Source organism: Rhodoferax sp. WC2427 (genome assembly GCF_040822085.1).
Classification (GTDB): domain Bacteria; phylum Pseudomonadota; class Gammaproteobacteria; order Burkholderiales; family Burkholderiaceae_C; genus Rhodoferax_B.
In genome coordinates, this window is the sequence record NZ_CP162006.1 from 48,035 (window position 1) to 72,091 (window position 24,057).

The window sequence follows — 24,057 nt, forward strand, 5'->3', positions numbered from 1 at the left end:
TGCGTTTATCTCGTCACAAAATCTTTGGGCGGCAGGGGTTTGCTGAAAAATCGCACGCGTTTGCGCCACAGGCGAAAGGCCTGCCAATGGATGCGCGCCACCACGCCCAGCGTCATGGCCGGGTAGCGCCAGAGCGCCTGGCGGATGCTGGCCGGGGTGATGGCTTGCAGCGTGCCGCTGACGCTGGTCTCAATCAGCGCGCCCTGGCTGTCGTCATAGTCGACACGGGCCACGGTGCGGTCGCCGGATCGCATGAAGCGGAAGCGGTAGCCGCCCTCGACCGGGCAGAACGGCGATACGTGGAACACCTTGGCTGCCGTCAGCTCCACCCCATAGCGCGGTTGGTCCAGCACGTAGCAGTGGCGCTCGCCAAAGGTGTTGTTGACCTCGACCACGATGGCCCGCAGGCTGCCATCCAAGCGGTGGCAGTACCAGAAGCTGACGGGCTTGAAGGTGTGGCCGAAGACGCGCGGGTAGCAGTGCAGCCAGATCTCGCCGTCGGCGTCAAGAATGCCTTCGCGCTGCAGCAGGGACTCCATCCACGCCAGCGCACTGCCCTGGCCGTCGCCGTGGTCGGCGTCGTAAAAGCTCAGGGCGGCGCGGCGGTTGACGGCCAGGGCCGTGCCCGCCAAGGACCGCATCGGCAGCATCAAAAAATAGGTAGGGTAGGCAAACGCGTGCCGCACCGGGCGCAGCCGGGTGTGGCGGACCTGGCCAAAGCCGATGCTCGCCTGGTGCGGGGCCGGGGTCATACCCCCGCCTTCAGCAGCTCGGCCACCGCCAGCCCGGCTTTCAGGCCGTCTTCATGGAAGCCGTAGCCCATCCACGCGCCACAGAAATAGGTGTTGTGCTGGCCTTGCAGCGCGGGCATGCGCTGCTGCGCGGCGATGGCGGGCAGGTCCAGCACCGGGTGGGCGTAGTCAAACGTGCCCAGCACCTGGGGGTGGGCGATGTCGCGTGTGGGGTTTAGCGACACGATGACCGGCTGCTCCCAGGGCAGGGGCTGCAGCTTGTTGAGCCAGTAGTGCAGACACACCCGGGCCGACTCGGTGGCGGTGGCGGGCGCGCGTTCGTAATTCCACGCGGCCCAGGCCTCAGGGTTGCGCGGCAGCACCGAGGCGTCGGTGTGCAGCACGGCGCGGTTGGCGTGGTAGTGGATGGCACCCAGCGTGGCCTCCTCCGCCGGGGTGGGCGCGGCCAGCAGGGCCAGGGCCTGGTCGGAATGGGTGGCCAGCACCACCTTGTCGAAGCGCTCGGTGCGGGCCAGCCCGTGCTGCAGGCTGGTGATGAACACGCCGCCTGGTGTGCGCTCAATACGCATCACCGGGCTGAGGAGGCGCCTGTCGTCGATCTTTGCGGTGATCTTGTCCACGTAGTGCCGCGCACCGCCGGTCACCGTCCACCACTGGGGCCGGTTGAGCACCTGCAGCAGGCCGTGGTTGTGGCAAAAGCGCACCATGGTGGCGACAGGGAACAGCAGCATCTGGGCCGTGGGGCAGCTCCAGATGCAGCCCATCATCGGCAAAAAGTACCAGTCGCGGAAGGCCGTGCCAAACCGGTGCTGGTCCAGAAACGCGCCCAGCGGCTGGGCCAGGGCGGCGTCGTTGTTGTCCAGCGCGAGCTGGGTGGTGATCTGGTTGAAGCGCAGCAGGTCGCGCAGCATGCCCCAGAAGCGCGGGCTCCACAGGTTGCGTTTCTGGGCAAACACGCTGCCCAGGGTGCTGCCGCTCCATTCCACATAGCGTTCGCCCGGCACGGTGGTGGGGATCTGGGCAGAGAAAGACATGTCCGTCTTGGAGGTCTCCACCTTCAGTTCGGCCAGCAGGGCGATGAGCTGCGGGTAGGTGCGCTCGTTGAAAACCAGAAAGCCCGTATCCACCCCATGGGTGACCATGCCGCCGGGTGTGGGCAGGGTGAGATCGACGGTGTGGGTATGGCCGCCAAAGTAATGACCCGCTTCGAACAGCGTGGTTTCGGCCCGGCCCTGCAGGCTATGCGCCACGGCCAGGCCGGAAATGCCGGAGCCGACGATGGCCAGCTTCATACGGCTGGGCATGGCGCGGGAAGGAAAGTGGCTGCGAAGCACCCCAAGGCGAACGAGGGAGTGAGGGAGGAGGAGAACCGCCCCGGGGCTGCATGCCGGCACAGAGTGCGCGGATGGCTTCGCTGCCAGAAAAACAGATGCGCCCCATCGGCCGCATTGCCGATAAAGACCGATTCCGAACGCCATAAGTTCCCGGCCCGACCGGCAATGCGGCGGTAAAGGAATGTGAAGTACGGGATGGTGGAGAAGCACATATGGCGATAATATACCAATCAGTCACTTTGTGACCAATAAGTTTTATTTTTAGCAATCAACCCCACCACGGCCGTGCGTCTGACACAAAGTGCCATGTTGACCGCCTAAAATGAAAGCCGTTAAGAAGGACTTCCATGCTCTATCCCGAACTCTTTAGACAACTCGAAGCCGTGCGTTGGAACATGGAAAAAGACGTTCCATGGGACACGTTCGATGCCAGCCTGCTGACCGACGAACAGGCGCAGACCATCAAGATGAACGCCATCACCGAGTGGGCCGCCCTGCCCGCCACCGAAATGTTCTTGCGCGACAACCAGGACGACAGCGACTTTTCCGCCTTCATGTCGATCTGGTTTTTTGAGGAGCAAAAGCATTCGCTGGTGCTGATGGAGTACCTGCGCCGCTTCCGCCCCGACCTGGTGCCCACCGAAGAAGAGCTGCACGACATCCGCTTCGAATTCGACCCGGCCCCGGCCCTGGAGACGCTGATGCTGCACTTTTGCGGCGAGATCCGCCTGAACCACTGGTACCGCCGCGCCAGTGAATGGCATTCGGAGCCGGTGATCAAGAACATCTACACCAAGCTCAGCCAGGACGAAGCCCGCCACGGCGGTGCCTACCTGCGCTACATGAAACGCGCCATCGCCAACACCGGCAACGAAGCCCGCGGTGCCTTCACCAAGGTCGGCGTGCTGATGGCCAGCGCCCGCCGCACCGCGCAGGCGCTGCACCCCACCAACCTGCACGTGAACGAAAGCCTGTTTCCGCGCGACACCATCCAGAGCCGCCTGCCCGACCCGGCCTGGCTAGAGCACTGGCTGGACACGCAGATCAAGTTCGACGCGGTGTGGGAGGGCAAGGTGGTCGATCGCATCCTGCACAACCTGAGCCTGCTGATGGACCGCAGCTTCAAGACCGTGCAGGAGCTGAACCGCTACCGCAAGGAAGTCAGCAAGGAGCTGGCGGCCGTTGTGGAACCCGCAGTGCCCGCAGCAACCTGAGAGCCTAGCTAGATCAGCGCCAGCAGCTTCTCCAGCTGCACCTGCACTTTCACCTCGCGATGCGGCACGTGGGCGATGATCTTGGTGATCGGTAGATTGGTTTCGCGCACGATCATCTCGCCCATGGGCATGCCGTCGCGGTTGATGATCACCGCCACACGCGGGGCCGTGGTGTTGGCGCTGCGGCGGATCACCACCGCCACCTCGCCATTGGCCAGCCGCACATAGACGCCCGGCGAATACACGCCCACAGCCTTGATCAGGGCCGCACCAGCCTGGTCCACGTGCTGTTTTTCGTCGAAATAGCAGGCCTGCATGGCGGCGTTTGGCGGCATCGACAGGCGGCCCACGCGCGGCGACAGCCGGGCGATGAAGGTATCCGCCCGCTGCAGCAGCCGGGCCAGACGCATGGCCACGGTCTTGTTCTCCAGCGGGCCTGGCGCGCGGTCGTGGTGGTGGCGCACCGCCAGCAACCAGTCTTCGTTGTCCACGCCCATCGCCACCAGCATGCTGAAGGCGCGCTGCGCGTGCTGCTCCACCAGGTCGATCTGCTTGGCCGTCAGGGCCTGGTTTTGCACCGTCAGCTCGTCTTGCAGCGCGGTCATGGCGATGTTCATGGTCAGCGCGGCCTTGCCCAGCGTGGCATCCTGGTCGGACGGCCAGTTCAGCACCTCGCGCGCGGCCAGGCTGCACACCACGTAGACCAGCATGGCGTGGGTGGCGCTGTACATCTGCACCTCGGTGGCGGACAAATGCATCAGCGCGCACAACGTGGCATCGGGGTGGTTCTCCACCAGGGCGTGCAGCTCGGCGTAGAGCTTTTCCAGCCGCGGCAGAAACTGCTCGCTCTGCGGGTCGCGCAGCAGGCCGTTGGCGCGGATTTGCAGCGCGGTCCAGTCGGGGATGCGGGTGGCTTCGCTGGCGGTGGTCTTGTCCAGGTCGGAGGCCGCCAGCTGCATATCGGCAATGTCGCCCAGGGTGGTGTCGGCCCGCACCATGTCGTACAACTTGCCGACATAGGCACGGTGGTTGTCGGCGGCGTCTACGTCCACGCACAGGGTCATGCCGCGCGAGGTCCAGTAGGTAATTTCTTCGCGCTCGGTGATGATGTAGCCCTTGTGCGCCAGCAGCACGCCCTGCTCGTTACGCAAGGCAAATGGCAAGGGTTGTCCGAGGCGCAGGGTGGAGGTATTGACGGCGATGAGGTTCATGGGGCGAGAGCGTATCAGTTCAAGGGCCCGCTGTCGCCTGCTAGCATTTGCCCATGACCGACACCCCTGCTTTCCTACCGCCACCCGCCTTTCTGGACAAAATCTGCAGCCGCGCCGACGCACCGGCCCGGCTGGCCCACCTGCCCCGCCCCTGGGTGTTTACCAACGGGGTGTTCGACATCCTGCACCGCGGCCACGCCACGTATCTGGCGCAGGCCCGCTCGCTGGGCGGCAGCCTGGTGGTAGCGCTCAACAGCGATGCCTCGGCCCGCCGCCTGGGCAAGGGCCCAGACCGCCCGCTGAACGCCGAGGCCGACCGCGCCGTGCTGATGGCCGCGCTGGAGTCGGTGAGCCTGGTCACCTGGTTTGACGAGAACACGCCGCTGGAACTGATCACCGAGCTGCGCCCCGACATCCTGGTCAAGGGCGGCGACTACGACATGCAAAAGCTGGCCGAGACCGCCGTGGTGCAGGCCTACGGCGGCACGGCCCGGGCGATTCCGTTCCTGGACGGCTATTCCACCACCGCCCTGGTCCACAAAATCAAGCAACCGCACGGTGGTTGAGGCGCTGCAGCGCGTCTGGCGGGCGCTGCGCCAGGACAGGTTTCTGCAGATCCTGCTGCTGGGCCTGGTGCTGCTCAGTGTGGCCACCCGCACGCCGCTGGCCGCCTACCCCGCCCTGGTGGACTGGCCCACCATCGCCGCCCTCACCGGCCTGCTGGCCCTGACCCTGGGCGTGGAGACCAGCGGCGCACTGCACCGCCTGGGCCACTGGCTGGTGGGCTACATGACCAGCGAACGCGCGGCCGCCCTGTGCCTGGTCAGTGCCGCCGCCGTGCTGTCCACCGTGCTGACCAATGACGTGGCGCTGTTCGTCATTGTGCCGCTCACCCTAGGCATCTGCCGCATCACCCCGCTGCCGACCACCCGGCTGGTGGTGTTCGAGGCGCTGGCGGTGAACGCGGGCTCGGCCCTCACGCCCATCGGCAATCCGCAAAACCTGTTCTTGTGGCAGCTCTCGGGCACCTCGTTTGGCGGTTTTGTGTGGCACATGCTGCCGCTGGTGGCGGTGCTGATGCTGTTGCTGCTGCTGGTGACGGCCCTGGCCTTCTCCGGGCGCGCCCTGCAGGCCACCGACCCCCAGGCCGAGCACCCGCTCAACCGGCGGCTGCTGGGTGCCTCGCTGCTGCTGTACCCGGTGTTTCTGGTGCTGACCGACCTGCACTACGCACCCTGGGCCCTGGTGGCCGTGCTGGTGTGCCTGGGAGCACTGCACTGGCGCGTGCTGGTGCAGCTCGACTGGGGGCTGCTGCTGGTGTTTGTGCTGATGTTCATCGACCTGCGCCTGCTCGTCGGGCTGGGTGCCGTGCAGCAGGCACTGGCGGGCTGGGGGCTGGCCCAGCCGCTGCACCTGTTCTGGGCCGGCATCGCCACCTCGCAAATCGTCAGCAACGTGCCCGCCGCGATTGCGCTGGCCGAGTTTTCCAAAGACTGGAAGGTGCTGGCCTACGCCGTCAACATCGGCGGCTTCGGCCTGATGGTGGGCTCGCTGGCGAACCTGATCGCCCTGCGCATGGCCCCGGACACCAGGGCCTGGCTGCACTTCCATGTGTGGTCGCTGCCGTTTCTGGTGGCCGGGTCGGCGGTGGGGTGGCTGCTGCTGTTTGCTATGTAAAAAGTAGCTTCTCACGCTTATTCCATAAGCATGAGCGTCCTATTTAATACAAAACCCCTACTGCTCCTTTTGGTACTGGGGGGACCGGGGACCGTAGAGCAAGCCACCGGGGCGGGCATGGAGCAAGCGGGCGCTGGCCAGGTGGGACAGGCCGTGGCCGGGGTCGCTCACACTGCCGGCAATCTGGCGCACCAGCGCGGTCACCAGCAAACCGACCAGGCCACCGCCGCTGTTTTGCCGATTTTCCGCATCCGAGGCCGTGGCCCGGCCTTGCCAGAGCAGCGCCCCGGTGCGCGTGTCCACCAGCTTGCCGGTGGCCGAGACCACGGTGGAGCTGTCGATCACCAGGTACTTGGTGCCGTAGTCTTCCACCGTCACGTAGAACACCGCATCGGCACCAAAAATATCGCGCAGCTTGGGCAGCGGGGCCTGGTGCATGTCGGCGGGATGCTCCAGCCCGTTCTCTTTGAAGGTCTGGTCCACCACCGCCACCGGAAACACGTAGTAGCCCGACTCGGCCAGTGGCGCGGTGACGGTGGACATCACGCTGTACGAGGCGCGGATGTCCACGGTTTTGTTCAGCGGCGGCAGCACCAGGATGGACGCGGGGCGGCTTTCCCGGAAGGCGGTGTAGTCGTAGCTGGGCTTTTGCACCGCACAGGCGGTCAGCGCCAGGGCGGCGCCCACCACGGCAAGGCGCGTGGCACTGCGCAGGAGCTTATTTTTTGGCATGTTGGATCAGCAGGTCCATGTAGACCGTGGACTCGGGGAACAGGGATTTTTCGGCTTCAAAGGACTGCACGGCCTGGCCGGGTTTGCCCGCCTGGAAGTACAGGTAGCCCAAATGGGCGAAGTAACCCGGCGGCGGTTTACGGGCTTGCAGGTCGGTCTTTTGCAGATCGGCCTCCAGTGCCGCAATCTGCGCATCGACCGGCACCTTGCCCGGTTCGGCGTACTGGGTGTAGATCTGGTCCTGGTAGCTGCCCCATTGGTACAGGGTGGGCACCTTGGTGGCGCAGCCGGTCAGCAGCGCCAGGCCGAGCAGGCCCGCGGTGGTGGTGACATTCAAACGCATGGTGATCAGTACTTGGGTTTCCAGGCGCCGCTGTCGATGCCGTCGGTCAGGCGGTTCACCGCTTCGCGGATGGCCAGATCCAGCACCTTGCCGTTCAGGGTGGCGTCATAGCCCGCCGTGCCGCCGAAGCCGATCACCTCGCGGTTCGACAGGGCGTACTCGCCCGCGCCTTGCACCGAATACACCACCTCGGAGGTCAGCGCGTCCACCACATTCAGGCTGACCTTGGCGTAGGCGGTTTGGGTTTTGCCCCGGCCCAGCACGCCAAAGAACTGCTGGTCGCCGGTCTCCTTGCGGCCAAACTCGGTCACGTCGCCGGTGACCACAAACTCCGCCCCCTTGAGCTTTTGCACCTGGCCCAGCAACGCGGCCTCTTGTTTGATTTCTTCCATGTTGCTGCGCTCCACCACGCGGAAGCGGTTGGACTGCTGCAGGTGCGTCACCAGAATCGTCTTCGACTGGCCGCCCAGGCGGTCCACGCCGTCCGAGAACAGGCCGCGCATGAAGTTGGAGCGGTTGTCAAACTTGCCCACCGCCAGCGTGCTCTTGGGGCCGGTGTAGCCCGTCTTGGCGGTGTTCACCTGCGGGACCACCAGGGCCTGCGAGGTTTCGGTGGCACAGCCCACCAGACCCAGTGCGGGGACGAGGGCGGCGGCGAAGACAAAGAGGGAGCGACGGTTCATGGAAATATGTAACAGAGGGGATGGAGCCCGGATTCTAGGGGCCGACCACGCCCTTGGCAACGCTATTTAAAAAATAGCTGCTCACGCTTGCCAGATAAGCGCTAGCACCCTAAAAAGCTTGAAACTTTTATTTACAAGTCGGACGCTGGCACGCCCCGAATGCCCCAGCTCTCCCTGGGCGGCTCGGTCAGCACCACCATCAGGTCGGCGGGCGCAATGCCGAGTGCCCCCAGACGCTGCATGAGGGCCTGGTACAGCGCGCGCTTGGTCTCGATGGAGCGGCCCGGGAACATCAAGATGTCCACCAGGGTGTAGTTTTCGGTCTTGCCGGGGGCCACCCAGAAGTGCTCGGGGCGGTGTTCGATGTAGCGGATCTGGCGGTCGTCTTCAGGCACCTGCAAGGCATCGCGCAGAGCCAGGTACACGGCCTCCATCAGCGCGGTGACTTCGGCGGCGGGGCGGCTGCGGCGGACTTCGATTTTGGCGAGCGGCATGGGCGGTCGGGAGGGGTGGAAACAGGTATCCATTGTGATGCCATGCACCGGCGTTACCGGGCTGGTACACAGTGCCAAATTCCGCCCTCGTAAAATACTCGACTCACAAGAATTCTCACCCTGCATTTCCACTGGAGCACCCCCCGATGGCCGATACCCTCTTGAGCGCAACCACCCCCGACGTCGCCGTACCCGCGCAAGCCACGGGCAAACCGTCGGCCGCGATGGCCAACGCCATCCGCGCGCTCGCCATGGACGCCGTGCAAGCCGCCAACTCGGGCCACCCCGGTGCGCCCATGGGCATGGCCGACATGGCCGTGGCCCTGTGGGACCAGCATCTGCAGCACAACCCCAAGAACCCGAACTGGCTGAACCGCGACCGCTTCATCCTGTCCAACGGCCACGGCTCCATGCTGCTGTACGCGCTGTTGCACCTCACCGGCTACAAGCTGCCGATGGCCGAGCTGAAGAACTTCCGCCAGCTGCACAGCAAGACCCCCGGCCACCCCGAATACGGCTACACCCCCGGCGTAGAAACCACCACCGGCCCACTGGGCCAGGGCATCACCAACGCCGTCGGCTTCGCGCTGGCCGAAAAGCTGCTGGCCCAAGAGTTCAACCGTGACGGCCATGCCATCGTCGACCACCACACCTACGCCTTCATGGGCGACGGCTGCCTGATGGAAGGCATCAGCCACGAAGCCGCGGCCCTGGCCGGTGCCTGGAAGCTGAACAAACTGGTCGCCCTGTACGACGACAACGGCATCTCCATCGACGGCCAGGTGGCGCCCTGGTTTATCGACAACACCGCCCTGCGCTTTGTGGCCTACGGCTGGAACGTGATCGGCCCGATCGACGGCCACGATGCCGCCGCCGTGTCCGAAGCCATCACCCACGCCAAGGCCCAGGCCGAAAAGCCCACGCTGATCATCTGCAAGACCCACATCGGCAAGGGCAGCCCGAACCGCGCCAACACCTCCAAGGCCCACGGCGAACCCCTGGGTGCCGAAGAAATCAAGCTGACCCGCGAAGCGCTGAACTGGCCGTACGCGCCGTTCACCATCCCCAAGGACATCGCCGCCGCCTGGGATGCCAAGGCCGCCGGTGCCGCCCGCGAAGCCGCCTGGAACGACCAGTTCGCTGCCTACAAAAAGGCCTTCCCGGCCGAAGCCAAAGAGCTGCTGCGCCGCATGAAGGGCGAGCTGCCCAAGAACTTCGCCCAGACCGCCGTGGACACCGTGATCGCCGCCCACACCAAGGGTGAAACGGTGGCCTCGCGCAAGGCCTCGCAGCTGGCGCTGGAAGCCTTCACCGCCGCCCTGCCCGAAATGCTGGGTGGCTCGGCCGACCTGACCGGCTCCAACCTGACCAACACCAAGAGCACGCCCAACCTGCGTTTTGACAGCATCACCGGTGTGGGCAACGGTGGCCGCCACATCAACTACGGCGTGCGCGAATTCGGCATGGCCGCCATCATGAACGGCGTAGCCCTGCACGGTGGTTTCATCCCCTACGGCGGCACCTTCCTGACCTTCAGCGACTACAGCCGTAACGCCATCCGCATGGCCGCGCTGATGAAGCTGCGCGTGGTGCACGTGTTCACCCACGACTCCATCGGCCTGGGCGAAGACGGCCCGACCCACCAGTCGGTCGAGCACGCCGCCAGCCTGCGCCTGATCCCCAACCTGGACGTCTGGCGTCCGGGCGACACGGCTGAAACCGCCGTGGCCTGGGCCGTGGCCCTGGAAAGCAAGAGCCGCCCCAGCGCCCTGCTGCTGAGCCGCCAGAACATCGCCTATGCCGCCAAGGCCGACCTGGGTGAAATCAGCCGCGGTGCCTACGTGCTGTCCGAGCCCAGCGCCGTCGGCCTGAAAAAGAAGGCCCAGGCCGTCATCATCGCCACCGGCTCCGAAGTGCAACTGGCCCTGGCCGCCCAGGCGCTGCTGGCCAGCCAAAAGATTGCTGTGCGTGTGGTCTCCATGCCCAGCACCAGCGTGTTTGACCGCCAGACCGAAGCCTACAAAACCGACGTGCTGCCCAAGGGCCTGCCACGCATCGCGGTCGAAATGGGTGTGACCGACGGCTGGTGGAAATACGGTTGTGCTGCCGTGGTCGGCCTCGATACTTACGGCGAATCCGCACCGGCGCCCGTGCTGTTCAAGCTCTTCGGCTTCACCCCCGAGAACGTGGCCGCGACGGTGGAAAAAGTTTTGCGCAAGAAGAAGTAAACCCGCCACGCCATGCCGTTGATTTCATCCTTCTACGGGGTCTTGATTTACATGTATTTCATGGACACCCGGCAGCACCATACACCGCATATTCATGCGATGTACCAGGGCTTTGAAGCGGTGTTTTCGATTGACACGGCAGACCTGATTGATGGCAAATTTCCACCCAAGCAAACACGCTTGGTGCAAGCCTGGGTAGAACTTCGCCGCGAAGAGCTGATAGCCGACTGGTCGCTGGCCATCAAAGGCCACGCCGTCGAGCGCGTGGAGCCTTTGCGATGAATCCGCGCGTCCAGTCCGTGACCGCCCTGCCCGGTTTGGTGCTGGACTTGGCGTTTGTAGATGGCCGCCGCGCCCTCTTTGATGTGGCACCCTTTGTGGTGTATCCGGTATTTGAATGCCTGAAGGACCCGGCAGTTTTTAATCAGGCAGTGGTACACCACGGCACCGTGGCGTGGCCTGGGGGCATTGATTTTGACCCGGACACCCTGTATCTGGATTCACGCACCAGCGTCGGATAGTTTTAGAAGTTGGTTTAATTTTTCACACTGGAGATAAGAACATGACAATCAAGATTGGTATCAACGGCTTCGGCCGCATTGGCCGCATGGTGTTCCGCGCTGCCGTACAGAACTTTGACGACGTGGAAATCGTCGGCATCAACGACCTGTTGGAGCCCGACTACCTGGCGTACATGCTGCAATACGACAGCGTGCACGGCCGCTTCAAGGGCGAGGTGTCGGTAGACAACGGCGTGCTCATCGTTAACGGCAAAAAGATCCGCCTGACGCAAGAGCGCGACCCGGCCAACCTGAAATGGGGCGACGTGGGTGCCGACATCGTGGTCGAATCCACCGGCCTGTTCCTGACCAAGGAAACCGCCCAGAAGCACATCGACGCAGGCGCCAAGAAGGTCATCCTGTCGGCCCCCTCCAAGGACGACACCCCCATGTTCGTGTTTGGCGTGAACGACAAGACCTACGCTGGCCAGGCCATCATCTCCAACGCATCGTGCACCACCAACTGCCTGGCCCCCCTGGCCAAGGTGATCAACGACAAGTTCGGCATCAAGCGCGGCCTGATGACCACCGTGCACGCCGCCACCGCCACGCAAAAAACCGTGGACGGCCCGTCGAACAAAGACTGGCGCGGTGGCCGTGGCATTCTGGAAAACATCATCCCCTCCAGCACCGGTGCCGCCAAGGCCGTGGGCGTGGTCATCCCCGAGCTGAACAAGAAGCTCACCGGCATGGCCTTCCGCGTGCCCACCAGCGACGTGTCGGTGGTCGACCTGACCGTGGAGCTGAACACCTCGGCCACCATCGCTGAAATCAACGCCGAGCTGAAGGCGCAGTCCGAAGGCGCCCTGAAGGGCGTGCTGGGCTACACCGAAGACAAGGTCGTCGCCACCGACTTCCGTGGCGACAGCCGCACCTCCATCTACGACGCAGACGCCTCCATCGCCCTGGACGGCACCTTCGTCAAGCTGGTGAGCTGGTACGACAACGAATGGGGCTACTCCAACAAAGTGTTGGAAATGACCCGCGTGATGGCTGGATAAAGGCACACCCCCAGGCTGCAGTGCTACGCATCTTTCTCTAACCCCCCTCGTATCTGCTTGCAAAGCAGATACGACATGCAGGGGGCGATACCAGTGGCCCGGCAAAGCCGGTTCCACGGTATCTCTGGAAGGCGTGCGTTCTGGCTGTAGGAGGGAGTGGCTTCGCTAAGCGTTGCTGCCTCTAAAAAACGCGCCTTCGGGCGCGTTTTTTGTTTCAAGCCGCCGTAAAACAGTTGTCCACAAACAGGTGCGCGCCGTTGACGAAGCTGGCTTCGTCACTGGCCAGGAACAGGGCGGCCTTGGCGACTTCTTCGGGCTGGCACAGGCGGCCTTGCTGCAGCGACAGGGCGGCCACCGAGGCGTCCACGCCGTGCTGGGTGAGGGCAGCAATTTCGCGCTGGCCGTGGGGGGTGTCGATGAAGCCGGGGCAGACGGCGTTGCAGCGTATGCCCCGGTCGCGGTACTCCACGGCCACGGCGCGGGCCAGCATGGCGCAGGCACCCTTGGTCATGCAGTACAGCACCTCCAAAGGCGTGGCCGCCACCGACGAGATGGAGGCGGTGCAGACGATGCTGCCCTTGCCCGCGGCCAGCATCTGCGGCAGCACGGCGCGGGTCACCATGAACATGCTTTTCACGTTGATGTCCATCAGCCGGTCGAAGTCCTCGTCGGTAGTGTCCAGAAATGGCTTCACGACGATGGTGCCCGCGTGGTTGAAGAGCACCGAGACCGGGCCAAAACGGGCGTTGGCCCCGGCCAGCGCGTGGTCGATCTGCGCCCGGTCCGACACATCGGCCTGGAAGAAAGCCGCCTCGCCCCCGGCCTGCAGGATCTCGGCCACCACCGCCTCACCGGCGGCCACGTTGATGTCGAAAATCGCCACCCGCGCGCCCTCGGAGGCGAACAATCTGGATGCCGCGCCGCCAGCGCCGGTGGCTCCGCCGGAGATGATGGCCGTCTTGCCTGCGAGTCTGCCTGCCATGGGAGGGGTCCTTTCGGGGGTTGGAATGGGGTGCATCCAGTCTAGAACACGGCGCGCCATGGGGTTTGCTATTTAATTGGTAGCTGCTCTCGCCGTTAGCATCGGCACAGAAGCCTCTTTTTACCTAAAACCCCCTTCCCCCATGCACATCGGCATCGTCTACGCCGCCCTCGCCTACACGGCCTGGGGCCTGTTTCCCCTGTACTTCCACCAGCTCGCGGGCATTCCGGCGCTGGAGGTGGTGGTACACCGCACGGTGTGGTCGCTGGTGTTTGTGCTGGGCGTGCTGCTGGTGCGCAGGCACTGGGGCTGGATGCGGGCGCTGCAGCCCCGGGTGCTGGGGGCGTTTGCGCTGTCGGCGCTGCTGCTGTCGGGCAACTGGCTTACCTATGTCTGGGCGGTGCAGAACCAGCACGTGGTGGATGCCAGCCTGGGCTATTTCATCCTGCCACTGGTCAACGTGGCGCTGGGCTGTGTGTTTCTGCGCGAACGCCCGCGCCCCGGCCAGTGGCTGGCGGTGGCGGTGGCCGCTGCGGGCGTGCTGTGGCTGACTTGGCAAACCGGCCGCCTGCCCTGGATTGCGCTGGTGCTGGCCCTGAGCTTTGGGTTCTACGGCCTGCTGCGCAAGGTGGCCAGCCTGGGCGCGCTGGAGGGCCTGGCGCTGGAGACCATGCTGCTGGCCCCGCTGGGCCTGGGCGCGCTGGCCTGGTGGAGCGCGCAGGGCCAGGGCGTGCTGGTGCAGGGCGATGCCTCGGCGGTGGCCTGGCTGCTGCTGGCCGGGCCGCTGACGGCCATTCCGCTGCTGCTGTTTGCCGCCGGTGCGCGGCGCATCCCGCTGACCACCCTGGGCATCCTGCAGTACATCTCACCCACGCTGCAGTTCGCGCTGGGCGTGTGGATCTTCCACGAGCCGTTCCAGATGGCGCGGCTGGCGGGCTTTGGGCTGATCTGGGCGGCGCTGGGGGTGTACAGCGTAGAGGGCTGGCTGGCGGCGGGCCGCAACCGGCGTTGAGAACAAAATAGGCCTCCCGTGCTGATGGAATCAGTGTGAGAAGCTATAAAAAATAGAGCGCTCTGCATTTCATCCATTTGGAGGATGAAACCACCGCTCCCCGGTTCCCTGTCCGCCCGCAGCGGCATACAGTGTTTGTGTGCTGCGAGGAGAAGCTTGATGACGACCACACTCGATCTGGAGCTCATGGCGGACGACATTGCCGCCGTTGGCGAAGTTTTGGCGGGGACCGATCCCAGCCAGCCCGCTTGGCGGTGGTTCGCCTACCTGGCCTACACCACCCTAGTCCAGCACGCCGAATCCAAGTACCAGATTCCCGATGGCTTCGACGTCTTCAAACCCGATGCCGCCAGCGTGCGCGAGTGGATTGCGGGCCGCGGCGAGCTGACCCAGGAGATCCGCGAGGAGCTGGAGCGCTTGCTCAAGGCCATGGCCGAAGAGGGCAAAGACATCGCCACCTACCTGTGCGAAGCCTACTGCGCGGCCAAGGCCACCAAGGCCGACGAAGTGGTCGCTTTCGCCCTGGATATCGCGTCGGTCAAGGCCCTGCTGCTGGCCTACAGCGGCGACCTGCTCTATCTGGGCGGCGTGCCGGTGACTGCGTTGTTGGCGCTGCTGTTGCGCATGGGCACGCTGGAGAAGCTGTGCAAGTGCCCGAAATAGCGAGCCCACCATGGAGAACCTGGCCAAACTCATCGCGGCGCTGGCTTCGCTGGCGTGGCCCGCCGCGCTCGGCCTGCTGCTGTTCAAGCTCCAGGTGCCGATCCGCAGCCTGCTCGAATCGGGCTTGAAGCGCAAGTTCACCATCAAGGTCGCGGGCAACGAGCTGACGATGGAAGAGGCCTCCGAGCAGCAGCGGGCCATCGTCAGCGACCTGCAGGCCAAGCTGGCCGAGCTGGAGAAGCGGCTGAACATGGGTGCGGTCCCCGAAGTGCTGCAGATGGCACCGCCCGCCCCCAGCGGCAAGCGCATTCTGTGGGTGGACGACAAGCCCAAGAACAACAGTTACTTGATTGCCACGCTGGAGGAGCGCGGCGTGCGCGTAGATACCGCGCTGAGCACCGATGAGGGCGTGGCCCAATTCAAAAAAATGAACTACGACATCGTGGTGTCCGACATGGGGCGGCCCGAGAGCGACAAGGCGGGCATCGACCTCACCCGCAAGATCAAACAGGTCCGCCCGCAAACGCCCGTCTACATCTTCTGCGGTACCTGGGCTGCCCGCACCTTGCGCGCCGAGGCCCTGGCCGCGGGCGTGGCCGAGATCACCGCGTCTGGCAGCACGCTGCTCAGCGCGTTGCCGCTGTCGTAGTCAGGCGCTATCTAAAATAGAGCTACTCACGCCCACTCCATAAGCGCTAGAGCCACTTTTTACCCTAAACCCCTCACAGATCAAAATTGGTCGGCATCACGATCACGTCGCGGATGGTCACGTGGCGCGGGCGGGTCAGCATGAACAGGATCACGTCGGCCACGTCGCTGGCCTCCAGCAGGCTGCCCGCGTCTTTGGCCTCTTGCAGCTTCTCGGGTGGCCAGTCGGCCAGCAGGGCGCTGATGAAGGGGCCGGGCGACACCGAACCCACCCGCAGGCCGTGCTTGAAGACCTGGCGGCGCACGGTTTGCACGAAGCAGTTGATGGCCCACTTGGACGCGGCGTACACCGGCTCCCACGGCGTGGGATAGTGCGCCGCCAGGGAGCTGGTGACGATGATGTCGCCGCTGCCGCGTTCGATCATGTGGGGCAGCACGTCGTGCACGTTCTTCATCACCACGTTGATGTTGAGGTTGAGCATGCGGTCCATGGCGTCGGTGTTGGCATCGACCAGGTCGCCGCCGATGTAGCTGCCCGCGTTGGCATGGAAGATGTCGAGCTGGCCCGCCAGCGCCAGCACCTGGGGCAGCAGCGTGGCGCAGGCCTTGGCATCCAGCAGGTCGATGACCAGCGGGATCGCCGCGCCGCCGTGTTGTGCGCAGATGCGCTGCAGTGCGGCGGCGTCGCGGTCGATCAGCACCACGCGGGCCCCGGCGGCCAGCATGGCCTCAGTGCTGGCCAGCCCTACACCCGATGCCGCGCCGGTGACGGCGGCGACCTTGCCTGTCAATTCGTTTGCCATGCTTGTTTCTCCTGGAGTGGTTGGGGTGGGCGGGATCACACGGGTTGTACCCAGTCCGCGGCCAGCGTCAGCTCCGCCGAAGCCAGCCGCGCATCCACCGAGGTGCCCACATGCACATGGTAGCCCCCCGCCTCGGCCACCCAGGCGGCGCGGGCCACATCAAAAAACGCGAAGGCCCGCATGCCCAGACGGAAGCGCGCCGTGCCGGTTTCGCCTGCGGCCAGGGTCAGCTTGGCGAAGCCTTTGAGCTCCTGCGCCGGGCGCGGCAGGCTGGCGCGGGTGTCGCCCACATAAAGCTGCACCACGGCCTGCCCGGCGCGTGGACCGACGTTGTGCACCTCCATCTCCACCAGCAGCTCGCCGCCGGGCTGCAGCGCGGTGCTGGCCAGGCGCAGCGCACCGTACTGGAACTGCGTGTACGACAGGCCATGGCCAAAAGGGAACAGCGGCGCGATGTTTTTCTGCTGGTAGTGCCGGTAGCCGATGAAGATGCCCTCGTCGTACACCACGTGGCCGTCCACGCCGGGGTAGTGCCGGGCATTGCCAAAGCCCACGGTGTCTTGCAACTGCAACGGCCAGGTTTGCGGCAGGCGGCCACCGGGCTCGGCGGTGCCCAGCAGCACGTCGGCAATGGCGTTGCCGCACTCCTGGCCGGGGTACCAGGCCTGCAGCACGGCGGGCACCTCGGCCAGCCAGGGCAGGGCGACGGGCGAGCCGGTTTGCAGCACCACCACGGTGCGCGGGTTGGCGGCCACCACACGGGCGACCAGGGCGTTCTGGCTGTGCGGCAGGGTGATGCCGCTGCGGTCCAGGCCCTCGTTGTCCCACTCGGCGTTGAGCCCGGCAAACACCACGGCCACATCCGCATGGCGTGCGGCTTCCACGGCGGCGGCAATGTCGGCCTCGCCCAGCACGCGGTAAGCGCCAAAGCGCAGGGCGTGGATGGGGGTGGATTCTGGCGTGCCGGTGCTGAATTCAATCACCACCTCGCACACCTGGCCCTGGGCCAGGCTGCGGCTGTGGCGTACTTCGTTGCAGCCGAAGGTGAAGTAGGTGTCACCCCGGCTCCAGCCACTCCAGGCATCCACGGCCAGGTCGCCGTTGATATACGCCCGGCTCAGGCCCGCGCTGACCAGCGAGAACTGGTGTTCCCCCGCCTCGGCGGCCACAAAGCGCAGCGTGGCGCGGGCCGAGAAGGCATCGGCGGTGACGGCCGCGTCCACGGTGTCGATCCACAGCTGCTCGGTGTTGTGCACGGTCTGGCGGCAGACCACCGGGCCGCTGAAGTCCAGGCTGTTGAAGAACTCCAGCTGCATGGGCGTGTTCAGCACCGGCACATAGCGGTGGATGTCGGCCCCGGCGTGGTGGGTGAAGGTGGTCCCCGGGCACTGCGCCTGCAGGGCCGCCAGCGGGGCGATGCGGTAGTGCGCGTTGACGGTGGCGCTGCCGCCGCCCATGGCCTGGGGCGTGACGGCGGCAATGCCGATCAGCGCCACCGTCTGCCCGGCTTTGGGAGCCAAGGGCAGCAGGCCGTCGTTCTTCAGCAGCACTGCGCCCTCGGCGCCCAGGCGGCGGATCAGCGCGCGGTGGGCGGGCAGGTCGTCGGCCCGTTCGGCGGGGATGCCGGGGTTGGCAAACCCACCCACGCGCTCGATCAGTTGCAGCACGCGGCGGGCGCAGGCGCGCACGGCATCGGCAGGCAGCAAGCCGTCCTTCACGGCCTGCACCAGCTTGGCACCGCGCTCCACCGCCGGGCCGGGCATTTCCAGGTCGCACCCGGCCAGCACGCCTTCTACGGTGCTGTGCAGGCCCATCCAGTCGGACATCACCAGGCCGGTAAAGCCCCATTCGTCGCGCAGCACCTGCTGCAGCAGGCGCTGGTGGTCGGCCGCAAAAATGCCGTCCAGGCGGTTGTAGCCGGTCATCACGGCCATCACACCGGCCTCTTTGACCGCGCGCTCAAACGGCAGCAGGTACAGCTCGCGCAGCGCCCGCTCGGGGATGTCGGAGCTCATGCTCATGCGCTGGTATTCGCTGTCGTTGCCCACAAAGTGTTTGATGGTGGCGGCCACGCCGGTGCTTTGCACGCCGCGCACATAGGCCACGCCCAGCTCGGAGCTGAGCCAGGGGTCTTCGGAATGGCATTCGAAGTTGCGGCCATTGAGCACCGTGCGGTGCAGGTTGACGGTGGGGGCCAGCAGCACGCTGGCGCCCTTTAACTTGGCCTCGGTGCCCAGGGCCGCGCCGGTTTGTTCAATCAGCGCCGGGTTCCAGGTGGAGGCCAGGGCGATGCCGACGGGAAAGCAGGCTGTCGTGGGGCCGTCTTTGAAGACCCCGCCGCGCGCGCCGTTGGGGCCGTCGGTCACCTTGATGGCGGGCACGCCCAGGCGCGGCACGGGCACGGTGGTCCAGAAGTCGGCCCCGGCGAGCAGGCCCACCTGCTCCTCCAGCGTCATCTGGTCGAGCAGGGATTCGATGTTGGGGGTCATGGTGTGGTCTCTTTCTTTGTTGTTTGAAAACGGCTGGGGTCTCTACGCGAACCTCACCCCGGCCCTCTCCCGCGCGGCAGGAGAGGGAGGAAGGCAGGACATCCAGCCCCCACCCCAACCCTGCCCCGGCGGGGGAGGGAGCGGTGCGGAGCCCCTGTCTTGCTCCCTCGCCCCCTGGGGGGAGAGGGTTGGGGTGAGGGGGTCACTGTGGCAAACCCAACATGCGGCGGTTGGCGGCGGCATCGGTGCCGCTGGCGGCGAAGTCGTCGAAGGCGCGCTCGGCCACGCGGATCAGGTGGTCGGTGATGAAGGGCGCGCCCTCGGCGGCGCCTTGCTCGGGGTGCTTGATGCAGCATTCCCATTCCAGCACCGCCCAGCCCCGGTAGCCGTACTGGGTGAGCTTGCTGAAGATGGCGCGGAAGTCCACCTGGCCGTCGCCCAGCGAACGGAAGCGCCCAGCACGGTCTTGCCATTTCTGGAAGCCGCCGTACACCCCCGTGCGGCCATTCGGGCGGAACTCGGCATCCTTGACGTGGAAGGCCTTGATGCGGTCGTGGTACAGGTCGATGTAGGCCAGGTAGTCCAGCTGCTGCAGCACAAAGTGGCTGGGGTCGTACAGCAGGCAGGCGCGCGGGTGCTGGTGCACGCGGTCCAGAAACATCTCATAGCTGGCCCCGTCGCACAGGTCTTCGCCAGGGTGCACCTCGTAACACACGTCCACGCCCGCAGCATCAAACGTATCCAGGATGGGCAGCCAGCGCTTGGCGAGTTCGTCAAACGCGGCCTCCACCAGCCCCGCCGGGCGCTGCGGCCAGGGGTAGAGGTAGGGCCAGGCCAGCGCTCCGCTGAACGTGGCGTGCGCCTTCAGCCCCAGCCGCTGCGAGGCCTGGGCCGCCAGCTTCAATTGCGCAATGGCCCAGGCCGTGCGCTCGGCCGGTTTGCCGCGCACTGCCTCGGGGGCAAAGCCGTCCATCGGTAAATCGTAGGCCGGGTGCACCGCCACCAGTTGGCCTTGCAAGTGGGTGGACAGCTCGGTGATGACCAGGCCGTGCTCGGCCAGTTGGCCGGTGACTTCGTCGCAGTAGGTCTGGCTCTCGGCGGCGCGGGCCAGGTTGAACAGGCGGGCGTCCCAGCTGGGGATTTGCACGCCCTTGTAGCCCAGCCCGGCGGCCCAGCGGGCGATGTTGGGCAGGGTGTTGAAGGGGGCGGTGTCGCCCGCAAACTGGGCCAAGAAAATGGCCGGGCCTTGGATGCTGTTGTGTGCCATAGGAGCCTAGGTGTTGGAGAGGTGTTGGGTAAGAAATGCATGGCTGTTGCGCAGCGTGCCGGTGAAATCGACCGGGTGGTCGTGCTCGAACACGACCAGGTCGGTGCGGGATTTCAGCTGCGCCAGCAGCGCCGGCCAGGGCACGATGCCCTGGCCCAGCGTGGTCCAGCCGTCCTCGGCCAGCGCCATGCGCGGCGGGGCGATGTCTTTGGCGTGCACCGCCACCAGGCGGTCGGCCAGCTTGTCCAGCCACACCTGCGGGTCGGCCCCGGCGCGGCTGACCCAGCCCAGGTCGGCCTCCCAGCCCAGTTGGGCGGGCGTGGCGGCGGAGAAGATCCATTCCAGCGCCGTGCGGCCCTCGTACGGCAAGAACTCGAAATCGTGGTTGTGGTACGCCAGCCGCACGCCGTGCGCGCCCAACGCGTCGCCCAGCGCGGCCAGCCGATGGCCCAGGGCCACAAAGCCCGCGGCGGTGGGCGAACGCTCGCCCATGGGCAGCCAGGGCATGACCACCAGCGGGCAGCCTGTGAGGCGGCAGGCTTCGACGACCGTGGCCATGTCGGTCTCCAGCAGCGCCAGCGCGGCGTGCATGGACGACACCTGCAGCCCGTGCGCCGCCACCTTGTCGGCAAAAGCCTGCGGCGTGAGGCCGTGGGTGGCCACGGTTTCCACCCAGGTAAAGCCGCAGCTGCGCGCCAGGGCCAGTTGCGTGTCCAGATCGCCCGCTTCGCGCAGGGAATAGATTTGTACCGAGATCTTCATGCTGTATCTCCAACTTAGAACAGTTTGTGGTCCAGCGGCGCGGGGCGCTCGCAGGTGGTGGTGATGCGCTGGGGCTCGCCGGTGCGGGCGGCATCCAGGGCGCGCTCCATCACCTCCAGCACGTGCAAGGCCAGGGCTTCGCTGCAGCGGTGCGGGCGGTTGGCGGCGATGGCCTGGGCCATGTCGATCAGGCCGATGCCGCGTGCGTTGGTGGTGTAGGGACGCTTGTCGGTGCTGCGCGTCCAGTCGCCCAGCTGGCGGGCGTACTTCACCGTGCCGCCAAACTGGTTGGGGTCGTGGCCCAGGATGCTGCCGTCTTCGCCGTACAGCTCGATGGGTGCGTGGCTGTGCTTCCACACGTCGAAGCTGCAGGTCAGCACCACCTCGGCGCCGCTGGCAAAGCTCAAGCTGCTGACGATGTGGGTGGGGGTGTCTACGGCGATCTTGTGGCCCTTGCGCTCGCCCAGCGGCACGGTGCGCGTGGTGTGCGCTGTGTGGGCGGTGCCGCGCACGCTGGCCACCGGGCCGAGGTGATTCACCAGGTGCGTCAGGTAGTACACGCCCATGTCGAACATCGGGCCCGCACCGGGCTGGTAGAAGAAGGCCGGGTTGGGGTGCCAGTGGTCCGGCCCGTGGCCCATGAACTGCGCCGTGCCATAGCGGATGGCCCCCACCGTGCCCGCGTCCACCAGGGCCCGCACGGTTTGCGCACCAGCCCCCAAAAAGGTGTCGGGCGCGCAGCCGATGCGCAGCTGGTTGCGCTGGGCCAGGGCCACCAATTCCTGGCCTTGCGCAAAGGTGGCGGCCAGCGGTTTTTCGGTAAAGAAGTGCTTGCCCGCGTTCAGCACCTGCAGGCCGGTGGCGTGGTGGGCCTGGGGCGGCGTGAGGTTGAGCACGATGCTGGCATCGCTGGCCAAGAGCTGCTCCACGGTCATGGCAGGCAGGCCGAACTCTTCGGCCCGCTTTTGCGCTGCCACGGGCACCGCGTCGGCCACGCCGACGATGCGGAACAAGCGGCTGCGCTTGAGCGTACGCAGGTAGGCCGGGAAGATGTTGCCGGCACCGATGATGCCGAGGGCGATAACCATGGAACAGGTCTCCTTCTTTTTACTTCACAAAGTGCGGGCCGGGGCCCACCGATTCGCGCCACACGATCAGCGGGGCAAAGTCGCGCTGGACCGCCAGCTCCAGCCCGTAGCAGAGGTTGAGCACATGGCGGCAGCTTTGCGCGCCCAGCTGGGCGATGGGGATGTGCACGGTGGTCAGCGGCGGGGCGGTGTAGGTGGCCACATCGGTGTCGTCGTAGCCCACCACCGACACGTCCTGCGGCACCTTCAGCCCGGCCTGGGTGAAGCGCGAAATCGCCGCCATGGCCATCACGTCATTGGCGCAAAACACGGCGGTGAAGCTGCGGTCCTTGCGCTTGAGCAGGCGGGCGGCGGCAGCGTGGCCGCTGGCAAAGGTGAAGCCGCCGTCCATGCGGTGGGCAGATTTGACTTCGATGCCGTGCTGCCCCAGCGCGGCGTAAAAGCCCTGCATGCGCTGCGCGTTGTCGGGGGCGTCCAGCGCGCCCTGGATAGTGGCAATGGCGCGGTGGCCTTGCGACAGCAGCGCCCGCGCCGCCAGCCGCCCGCCGAGCTCGTGGTCGGCAAAAAAGGCCCGGTCACCCAGGGCCGGGCTCTGGCGGTTCAGCAGCACCACGCGCGGAAAGCGCGCCTGCAGCGTCTGCAGATCGGCCTCCAGCAGGTGGTTGCTGAACACCAGAATGCCGTCGCATTCGCGCTGCACCAAAAACTCCACGCCCTCCAGCGCCTGCTGGCGTGCATCGCCCTGGCCGCAGCCGCTGGCCACCACCATGTGGCGGCCCACGGCGCGCAGCTCGGCATCGATGGCGTTCAGGATCGGCGAGATGAACGGCCCACCAAATTCGGGCACGTACACGCCCACCATGCCCAAGGTCTTGAGCGACAGCGCCCGCGCCACGTTGGACGGTCGAAAGTCCAGCGCCTGCACCGCCGCCTGCACCCTGGCCACGGCGTCAGCCGACACCGCGCCCTTGCCCGACAGGGCCCGCGACGCGGTGCCCACGCCCACGCCCGCCAGCTTTGCAACATCCTTGATGGTGGCCATCTATCCTGCATCCTTGCTTGTGTGGAACCGGTTCCACAATGGATGCGCAATTTACCACCAGCGCCGGGGGGCCGTGCACTGCGGGAAACCCTAGGGGGCCGATTTTTTAAGCCGCTGCCCGCGCCTGGCTGCGCGCCGCCTCGGTGTGCCGCACCGGCGACAGGCCAAACAGGCGGCCATATTCGCGGGTGAACTGGGGCACGCTCTCGTAGCCCACGGCAAAGGCGGCGCTGCTGGCGCTCGCGCCTTCCGCCAGCATCAGTCGGCGCGCCTCGACCAGGCGCAACTGCTTCTGGAATTGCAGCGGCGACAGCGAGGTCAGGCTGCGGAAATGCTGGTGGAAGGACGACGGGCTCATGCCCGCCACCGCCGCCAGCCGCTCCACCGGCAGGGTTTGCGCAAAGTCGGCCCGCAGCACGGCCACCGCCTTGGCCACCCGGGGCGCGTGGCCGCCCGGCCAGCCCAGGCGGCGGATGGCCGCGCCGTGCCGTCCGGCCAGCAGCCAGTAGTGCAGCTCGCGCACCACGGCCGCCTGCAGTACCGGCACGGCCGCCGGACGGTCCAGCAGGCGCAGCAACCGCAGGGCCGCATCGGCCACTTCGGCCTCGGTGGTGTCCACCCGCACGGGGGCATGGCGGCCCTCGGGTTCCGGGCCCATCTGCGCGGCCAGGTCGGCCACTACCGCCAGGTCCAGCGCCAGCACCAGCGACAGGTAGGGCGCCGCGGCACTGGCCTGGGTGATCTGGTTGACGGTGGGCACGTCGGCGGTGATCAGCAGCGAGTCGCCCGCGCTGAACGCGAACGCCTGCGTGCCCGTGCTCACCTGCTTGCTGCCTTGCACCACCAGGCACAGCATGGGCTGCGCCACCGCGTGCATCAGCCCGCTGGGTTCGGTGGCGCGTGCGATGGCCAGACCGGGAACCGGCGTGGGGGACAGGCCGCTAGGGTGGGGGTGGGCTTCGGCGTAGCGGGCCACGGCGTTCAACAGGGTTGTCATGGCCCGAGCCTACCCGGTTCCGGTGCAGTGCGGCCTGGTTTTGGAGAATCAGGCAAGCATCGCCGCGCAACAGGC

25 protein-coding genes are annotated in these 24,057 nt (G+C 66.1%); 10 read left to right on the forward strand and 15 right to left on the reverse strand.

What is annotated here, in order from left to right:
* Positions 1-5: 5 nt before the first annotated feature.
* Both AB3G31_RS00195 and AB3G31_RS00200 read right to left on the reverse strand, forming a co-directional pair.
* The gene (locus tag AB3G31_RS00195; protein WP_367848232.1) at positions 6-752 is read right to left on the reverse strand and encodes a DUF1365 domain-containing protein; all 747 of its coding nucleotides are present in this window, start codon (positions 750-752) and stop codon (positions 6-8) included.
* Positions 749-2,044, reverse strand: a complete 1,296-nt coding sequence (locus tag AB3G31_RS00200) for an NAD(P)/FAD-dependent oxidoreductase (RefSeq protein ID WP_367850268.1) — start codon at positions 2,042-2,044, stop codon at positions 749-751. The genes AB3G31_RS00195 and AB3G31_RS00200 overlap by 4 nt, the downstream gene beginning before the upstream one ends.
* 389 nt (positions 2,045-2,433) lie before the next feature.
* On the opposite strand from AB3G31_RS00200, the gene AB3G31_RS00205 reads away from it, so the two are divergent.
* Positions 2,434-3,300 (forward strand): ferritin-like domain-containing protein, encoded by an 867-nt coding sequence (locus AB3G31_RS00205; protein WP_367848233.1) that lies wholly within the window; start codon positions 2,434-2,436, stop codon positions 3,298-3,300.
* An 8-nt stretch (positions 3,301-3,308) separates the two neighbouring features.
* On the opposite strand, the gene AB3G31_RS00210 is transcribed toward AB3G31_RS00205, so the two are convergent.
* Entirely contained in the window at positions 3,309-4,511 is a 1,203-nt protein-coding gene (locus tag AB3G31_RS00210) for an HD-GYP domain-containing protein (protein WP_367848234.1), read from the reverse strand.
* Positions 4,512-4,564: 53 nt separating this feature from the next.
* Between AB3G31_RS00210 and rfaE2 the strand changes: the two genes are divergently transcribed.
* Together rfaE2 and AB3G31_RS00220 are read left to right on the forward strand one after the other, a co-directional pair.
* Positions 4,565-5,077 (forward strand): D-glycero-beta-D-manno-heptose 1-phosphate adenylyltransferase, encoded by a 513-nt coding sequence (gene rfaE2 / locus AB3G31_RS00215; protein WP_367848235.1) that lies wholly within the window; start codon positions 4,565-4,567, stop codon positions 5,075-5,077.
* The gene (locus tag AB3G31_RS00220) at positions 5,070-6,188 is read left to right on the forward strand and encodes an SLC13 family permease (RefSeq protein WP_367848236.1); all 1,119 of its coding nucleotides are present in this window, start codon (positions 5,070-5,072) and stop codon (positions 6,186-6,188) included. Before rfaE2 ends, AB3G31_RS00220 begins: the two co-directional genes overlap by 8 nt.
* Positions 6,189-6,245: 57 nt before the next feature.
* On the opposite strand, the gene AB3G31_RS00225 is transcribed toward AB3G31_RS00220, so the two are convergent.
* The 4 genes from AB3G31_RS00225 to AB3G31_RS00240 all read right to left on the reverse strand — a co-directional run bounded on the left by AB3G31_RS00225 (position 6,246) and on the right by AB3G31_RS00240 (position 8,440).
* Positions 6,246-6,920, reverse strand: coding sequence for a DUF799 domain-containing protein (locus tag AB3G31_RS00225; protein ID WP_367848237.1), 675 nt, complete (start codon positions 6,918-6,920; stop codon positions 6,246-6,248).
* Positions 6,907-7,263 (reverse strand): DUF4810 domain-containing protein, encoded by a 357-nt coding sequence (locus tag AB3G31_RS00230; RefSeq protein WP_367848238.1) that lies wholly within the window; start codon positions 7,261-7,263, stop codon positions 6,907-6,909. Before AB3G31_RS00230 ends, AB3G31_RS00225 begins: the two co-directional genes overlap by 14 nt.
* A 5-nt stretch (positions 7,264-7,268) precedes the next feature.
* A complete protein-coding gene (locus AB3G31_RS00235) occupies positions 7,269-7,946 on the reverse strand; it encodes a CsgG/HfaB family protein (RefSeq protein WP_367848239.1) in 678 nt (225 codons plus the stop codon).
* 131 nt (positions 7,947-8,077) lie between these two features.
* On the reverse strand, positions 8,078-8,440 hold the full coding sequence (locus AB3G31_RS00240) for a tautomerase family protein (protein ID WP_367848240.1): 363 nt from the start codon (positions 8,438-8,440) through the stop codon (positions 8,078-8,080).
* Positions 8,441-8,664: 224 nt separating this feature from the next.
* On the opposite strand from AB3G31_RS00240, the gene tkt reads away from it, so the two are divergent.
* The 4 genes from tkt to gap are packed head-to-tail and all read left to right on the forward strand — an operon-like array spanning position 8,665 to position 12,229.
* Positions 8,665-10,668 (forward strand): transketolase, encoded by a 2,004-nt coding sequence (gene tkt / locus AB3G31_RS00245; protein WP_367850269.1) that lies wholly within the window; start codon positions 8,665-8,667, stop codon positions 10,666-10,668.
* Between the two features lie 12 nt (positions 10,669-10,680).
* Positions 10,681-10,950 (forward strand): DUF4160 domain-containing protein, encoded by a 270-nt coding sequence (locus tag AB3G31_RS00250; protein WP_315224901.1) that lies wholly within the window; start codon positions 10,681-10,683, stop codon positions 10,948-10,950.
* A gap of 17 nt (positions 10,951-10,967) precedes the next feature.
* On the forward strand, positions 10,968-11,189 hold the full coding sequence (locus AB3G31_RS00255; protein ID WP_367848241.1) for a DUF2442 domain-containing protein: 222 nt from the start codon (positions 10,968-10,970) through the stop codon (positions 11,187-11,189).
* A 41-nt stretch (positions 11,190-11,230) separates the two neighbouring features.
* A complete protein-coding gene (gene gap, locus AB3G31_RS00260) occupies positions 11,231-12,229 on the forward strand; it encodes a type I glyceraldehyde-3-phosphate dehydrogenase (RefSeq protein ID WP_367848242.1) in 999 nt (332 codons plus the stop codon).
* 214 nt (positions 12,230-12,443) lie between these two features.
* Here gap and AB3G31_RS00265 read toward each other — a convergent pair whose 3' ends face one another.
* The gene (locus AB3G31_RS00265) at positions 12,444-13,211 is read right to left on the reverse strand and encodes an SDR family NAD(P)-dependent oxidoreductase (protein WP_367848243.1); all 768 of its coding nucleotides are present in this window, start codon (positions 13,209-13,211) and stop codon (positions 12,444-12,446) included.
* 142 nt (positions 13,212-13,353) lie between these two features.
* Between AB3G31_RS00265 and rarD the strand changes: the two genes are divergently transcribed.
* The 3 genes from rarD (at position 13,354) to AB3G31_RS00280 (ending at position 15,535) form a co-directional block, all read left to right on the forward strand.
* Positions 13,354-14,223: an EamA family transporter RarD gene (gene rarD / locus AB3G31_RS00270; protein ID WP_367848244.1), complete on the forward strand. Its 870-nt coding sequence runs from the start codon at positions 13,354-13,356 to the stop codon at positions 14,221-14,223.
* Positions 14,224-14,382: 159 nt separating this feature from the next.
* A complete protein-coding gene (locus AB3G31_RS00275; RefSeq protein ID WP_367848245.1) occupies positions 14,383-14,886 on the forward strand; it encodes a hypothetical protein in 504 nt (167 codons plus the stop codon).
* Between the two features lie 10 nt (positions 14,887-14,896).
* Entirely contained in the window at positions 14,897-15,535 is a 639-nt protein-coding gene (locus AB3G31_RS00280; protein WP_367848246.1) for a response regulator, read from the forward strand.
* 73 nt (positions 15,536-15,608) lie between these two features.
* On the opposite strand, the gene AB3G31_RS00285 is transcribed toward AB3G31_RS00280, so the two are convergent.
* From AB3G31_RS00285 to AB3G31_RS00315, 7 genes are all read right to left on the reverse strand, one after another.
* Positions 15,609-16,337, reverse strand: a complete 729-nt coding sequence (locus AB3G31_RS00285; protein WP_367848247.1) for an SDR family oxidoreductase — start codon at positions 16,335-16,337, stop codon at positions 15,609-15,611.
* Positions 16,338-16,372: 35 nt separating this feature from the next.
* Positions 16,373-18,826: a glycoside hydrolase family 3 C-terminal domain-containing protein gene (locus tag AB3G31_RS00290; protein ID WP_367848248.1), complete on the reverse strand. Its 2,454-nt coding sequence runs from the start codon at positions 18,824-18,826 to the stop codon at positions 16,373-16,375.
* Positions 18,827-19,028: 202 nt separating this feature from the next.
* Positions 19,029-20,093 (reverse strand): sugar phosphate isomerase/epimerase family protein, encoded by a 1,065-nt coding sequence (locus AB3G31_RS00295; RefSeq protein WP_367848249.1) that lies wholly within the window; start codon positions 20,091-20,093, stop codon positions 19,029-19,031.
* Positions 20,094-20,099: 6 nt separating this feature from the next.
* Complete coding sequence (locus AB3G31_RS00300; RefSeq protein WP_367848250.1) at positions 20,100-20,855, reverse strand: sugar phosphate isomerase/epimerase family protein; 756 nt, start codon at positions 20,853-20,855, stop codon at positions 20,100-20,102.
* Between the two features lie 14 nt (positions 20,856-20,869).
* Positions 20,870-21,943, reverse strand: a complete 1,074-nt coding sequence (locus AB3G31_RS00305) for a Gfo/Idh/MocA family protein (RefSeq protein ID WP_367848251.1) — start codon at positions 21,941-21,943, stop codon at positions 20,870-20,872.
* A 19-nt stretch (positions 21,944-21,962) separates the two neighbouring features.
* Entirely contained in the window at positions 21,963-22,985 is a 1,023-nt protein-coding gene (locus AB3G31_RS00310; RefSeq protein ID WP_367848252.1) for a LacI family DNA-binding transcriptional regulator, read from the reverse strand.
* Positions 22,986-23,091: 106 nt separating this feature from the next.
* Positions 23,092-23,982 carry an AraC family transcriptional regulator N-terminal domain-containing protein gene (locus tag AB3G31_RS00315; protein WP_367848253.1) on the reverse strand — a complete coding sequence of 297 codons (891 nt, stop codon included), beginning with the start codon at positions 23,980-23,982 and terminating at the stop codon, positions 23,092-23,094.
* Positions 23,983-24,057 lie beyond the last annotated feature (75 nt).

Bases quoted from the DNA above. Each gene is read 5' to 3' on its own strand.
- AB3G31_RS00295 (WP_367848249.1), bottom strand. From the start codon at position 20,093: ATGGCACACAACAGCATCCAAGGCCCGGCCATTTTCTTGGCCCAGTTT.
- AB3G31_RS00265 (WP_367848243.1), bottom strand. From the start codon at position 13,211: ATGGCAGGCAGACTCGCAGGCAAGACGGCCATCATCTCCGGCGGAGCC.
- AB3G31_RS00205 (WP_367848233.1), top strand. From the start codon at position 2,434: ATGCTCTATCCCGAACTCTTTAGACAACTCGAAGCCGTGCGTTGGAAC.
- AB3G31_RS00235 (WP_367848239.1), bottom strand. From the start codon at position 7,946: ATGAACCGTCGCTCCCTCTTTGTCTTCGCCGCCGCCCTCGTCCCCGCA.
- AB3G31_RS00250 (WP_315224901.1), top strand. From the start codon at position 10,681: ATGCCGTTGATTTCATCCTTCTACGGGGTCTTGATTTACATGTATTTC.
- AB3G31_RS00240 (WP_367848240.1), bottom strand. From the start codon at position 8,440: ATGCCGCTCGCCAAAATCGAAGTCCGCCGCAGCCGCCCCGCCGCCGAA.
- tkt (WP_367850269.1), top strand. From the start codon at position 8,665: ATGGCCAACGCCATCCGCGCGCTCGCCATGGACGCCGTGCAAGCCGCC.
- AB3G31_RS00315 (WP_367848253.1), bottom strand. From the start codon at position 23,982: ATGACAACCCTGTTGAACGCCGTGGCCCGCTACGCCGAAGCCCACCCC.
- AB3G31_RS00195 (WP_367848232.1), bottom strand. From the start codon at position 752: ATGACCCCGGCCCCGCACCAGGCGAGCATCGGCTTTGGCCAGGTCCGC.
- AB3G31_RS00305 (WP_367848251.1), bottom strand. From the start codon at position 21,943: ATGGTTATCGCCCTCGGCATCATCGGTGCCGGCAACATCTTCCCGGCC.
- rfaE2 (WP_367848235.1), top strand. From the start codon at position 4,565: ATGACCGACACCCCTGCTTTCCTACCGCCACCCGCCTTTCTGGACAAA.
- rarD (WP_367848244.1), top strand. From the start codon at position 13,354: ATGCACATCGGCATCGTCTACGCCGCCCTCGCCTACACGGCCTGGGGC.
- AB3G31_RS00210 (WP_367848234.1), bottom strand. From the start codon at position 4,511: ATGAACCTCATCGCCGTCAATACCTCCACCCTGCGCCTCGGACAACCC.
- AB3G31_RS00200 (WP_367850268.1), bottom strand. From the start codon at position 2,044: ATGAAGCTGGCCATCGTCGGCTCCGGCATTTCCGGCCTGGCCGTGGCG.
- AB3G31_RS00230 (WP_367848238.1), bottom strand. From the start codon at position 7,263: ATGCGTTTGAATGTCACCACCACCGCGGGCCTGCTCGGCCTGGCGCTG.
- AB3G31_RS00225 (WP_367848237.1), bottom strand. From the start codon at position 6,920: ATGCCAAAAAATAAGCTCCTGCGCAGTGCCACGCGCCTTGCCGTGGTG.
- AB3G31_RS00275 (WP_367848245.1), top strand. From the start codon at position 14,383: ATGACGACCACACTCGATCTGGAGCTCATGGCGGACGACATTGCCGCC.
- AB3G31_RS00290 (WP_367848248.1), bottom strand. From the start codon at position 18,826: ATGACCCCCAACATCGAATCCCTGCTCGACCAGATGACGCTGGAGGAG.
- gap (WP_367848242.1), top strand. From the start codon at position 11,231: ATGACAATCAAGATTGGTATCAACGGCTTCGGCCGCATTGGCCGCATG.
- AB3G31_RS00285 (WP_367848247.1), bottom strand. From the start codon at position 16,337: ATGGCAAACGAATTGACAGGCAAGGTCGCCGCCGTCACCGGCGCGGCA.
- AB3G31_RS00300 (WP_367848250.1), bottom strand. From the start codon at position 20,855: ATGAAGATCTCGGTACAAATCTATTCCCTGCGCGAAGCGGGCGATCTG.
- AB3G31_RS00280 (WP_367848246.1), top strand. From the start codon at position 14,897: ATGGAGAACCTGGCCAAACTCATCGCGGCGCTGGCTTCGCTGGCGTGG.
- AB3G31_RS00310 (WP_367848252.1), bottom strand. From the start codon at position 22,985: ATGGCCACCATCAAGGATGTTGCAAAGCTGGCGGGCGTGGGCGTGGGC.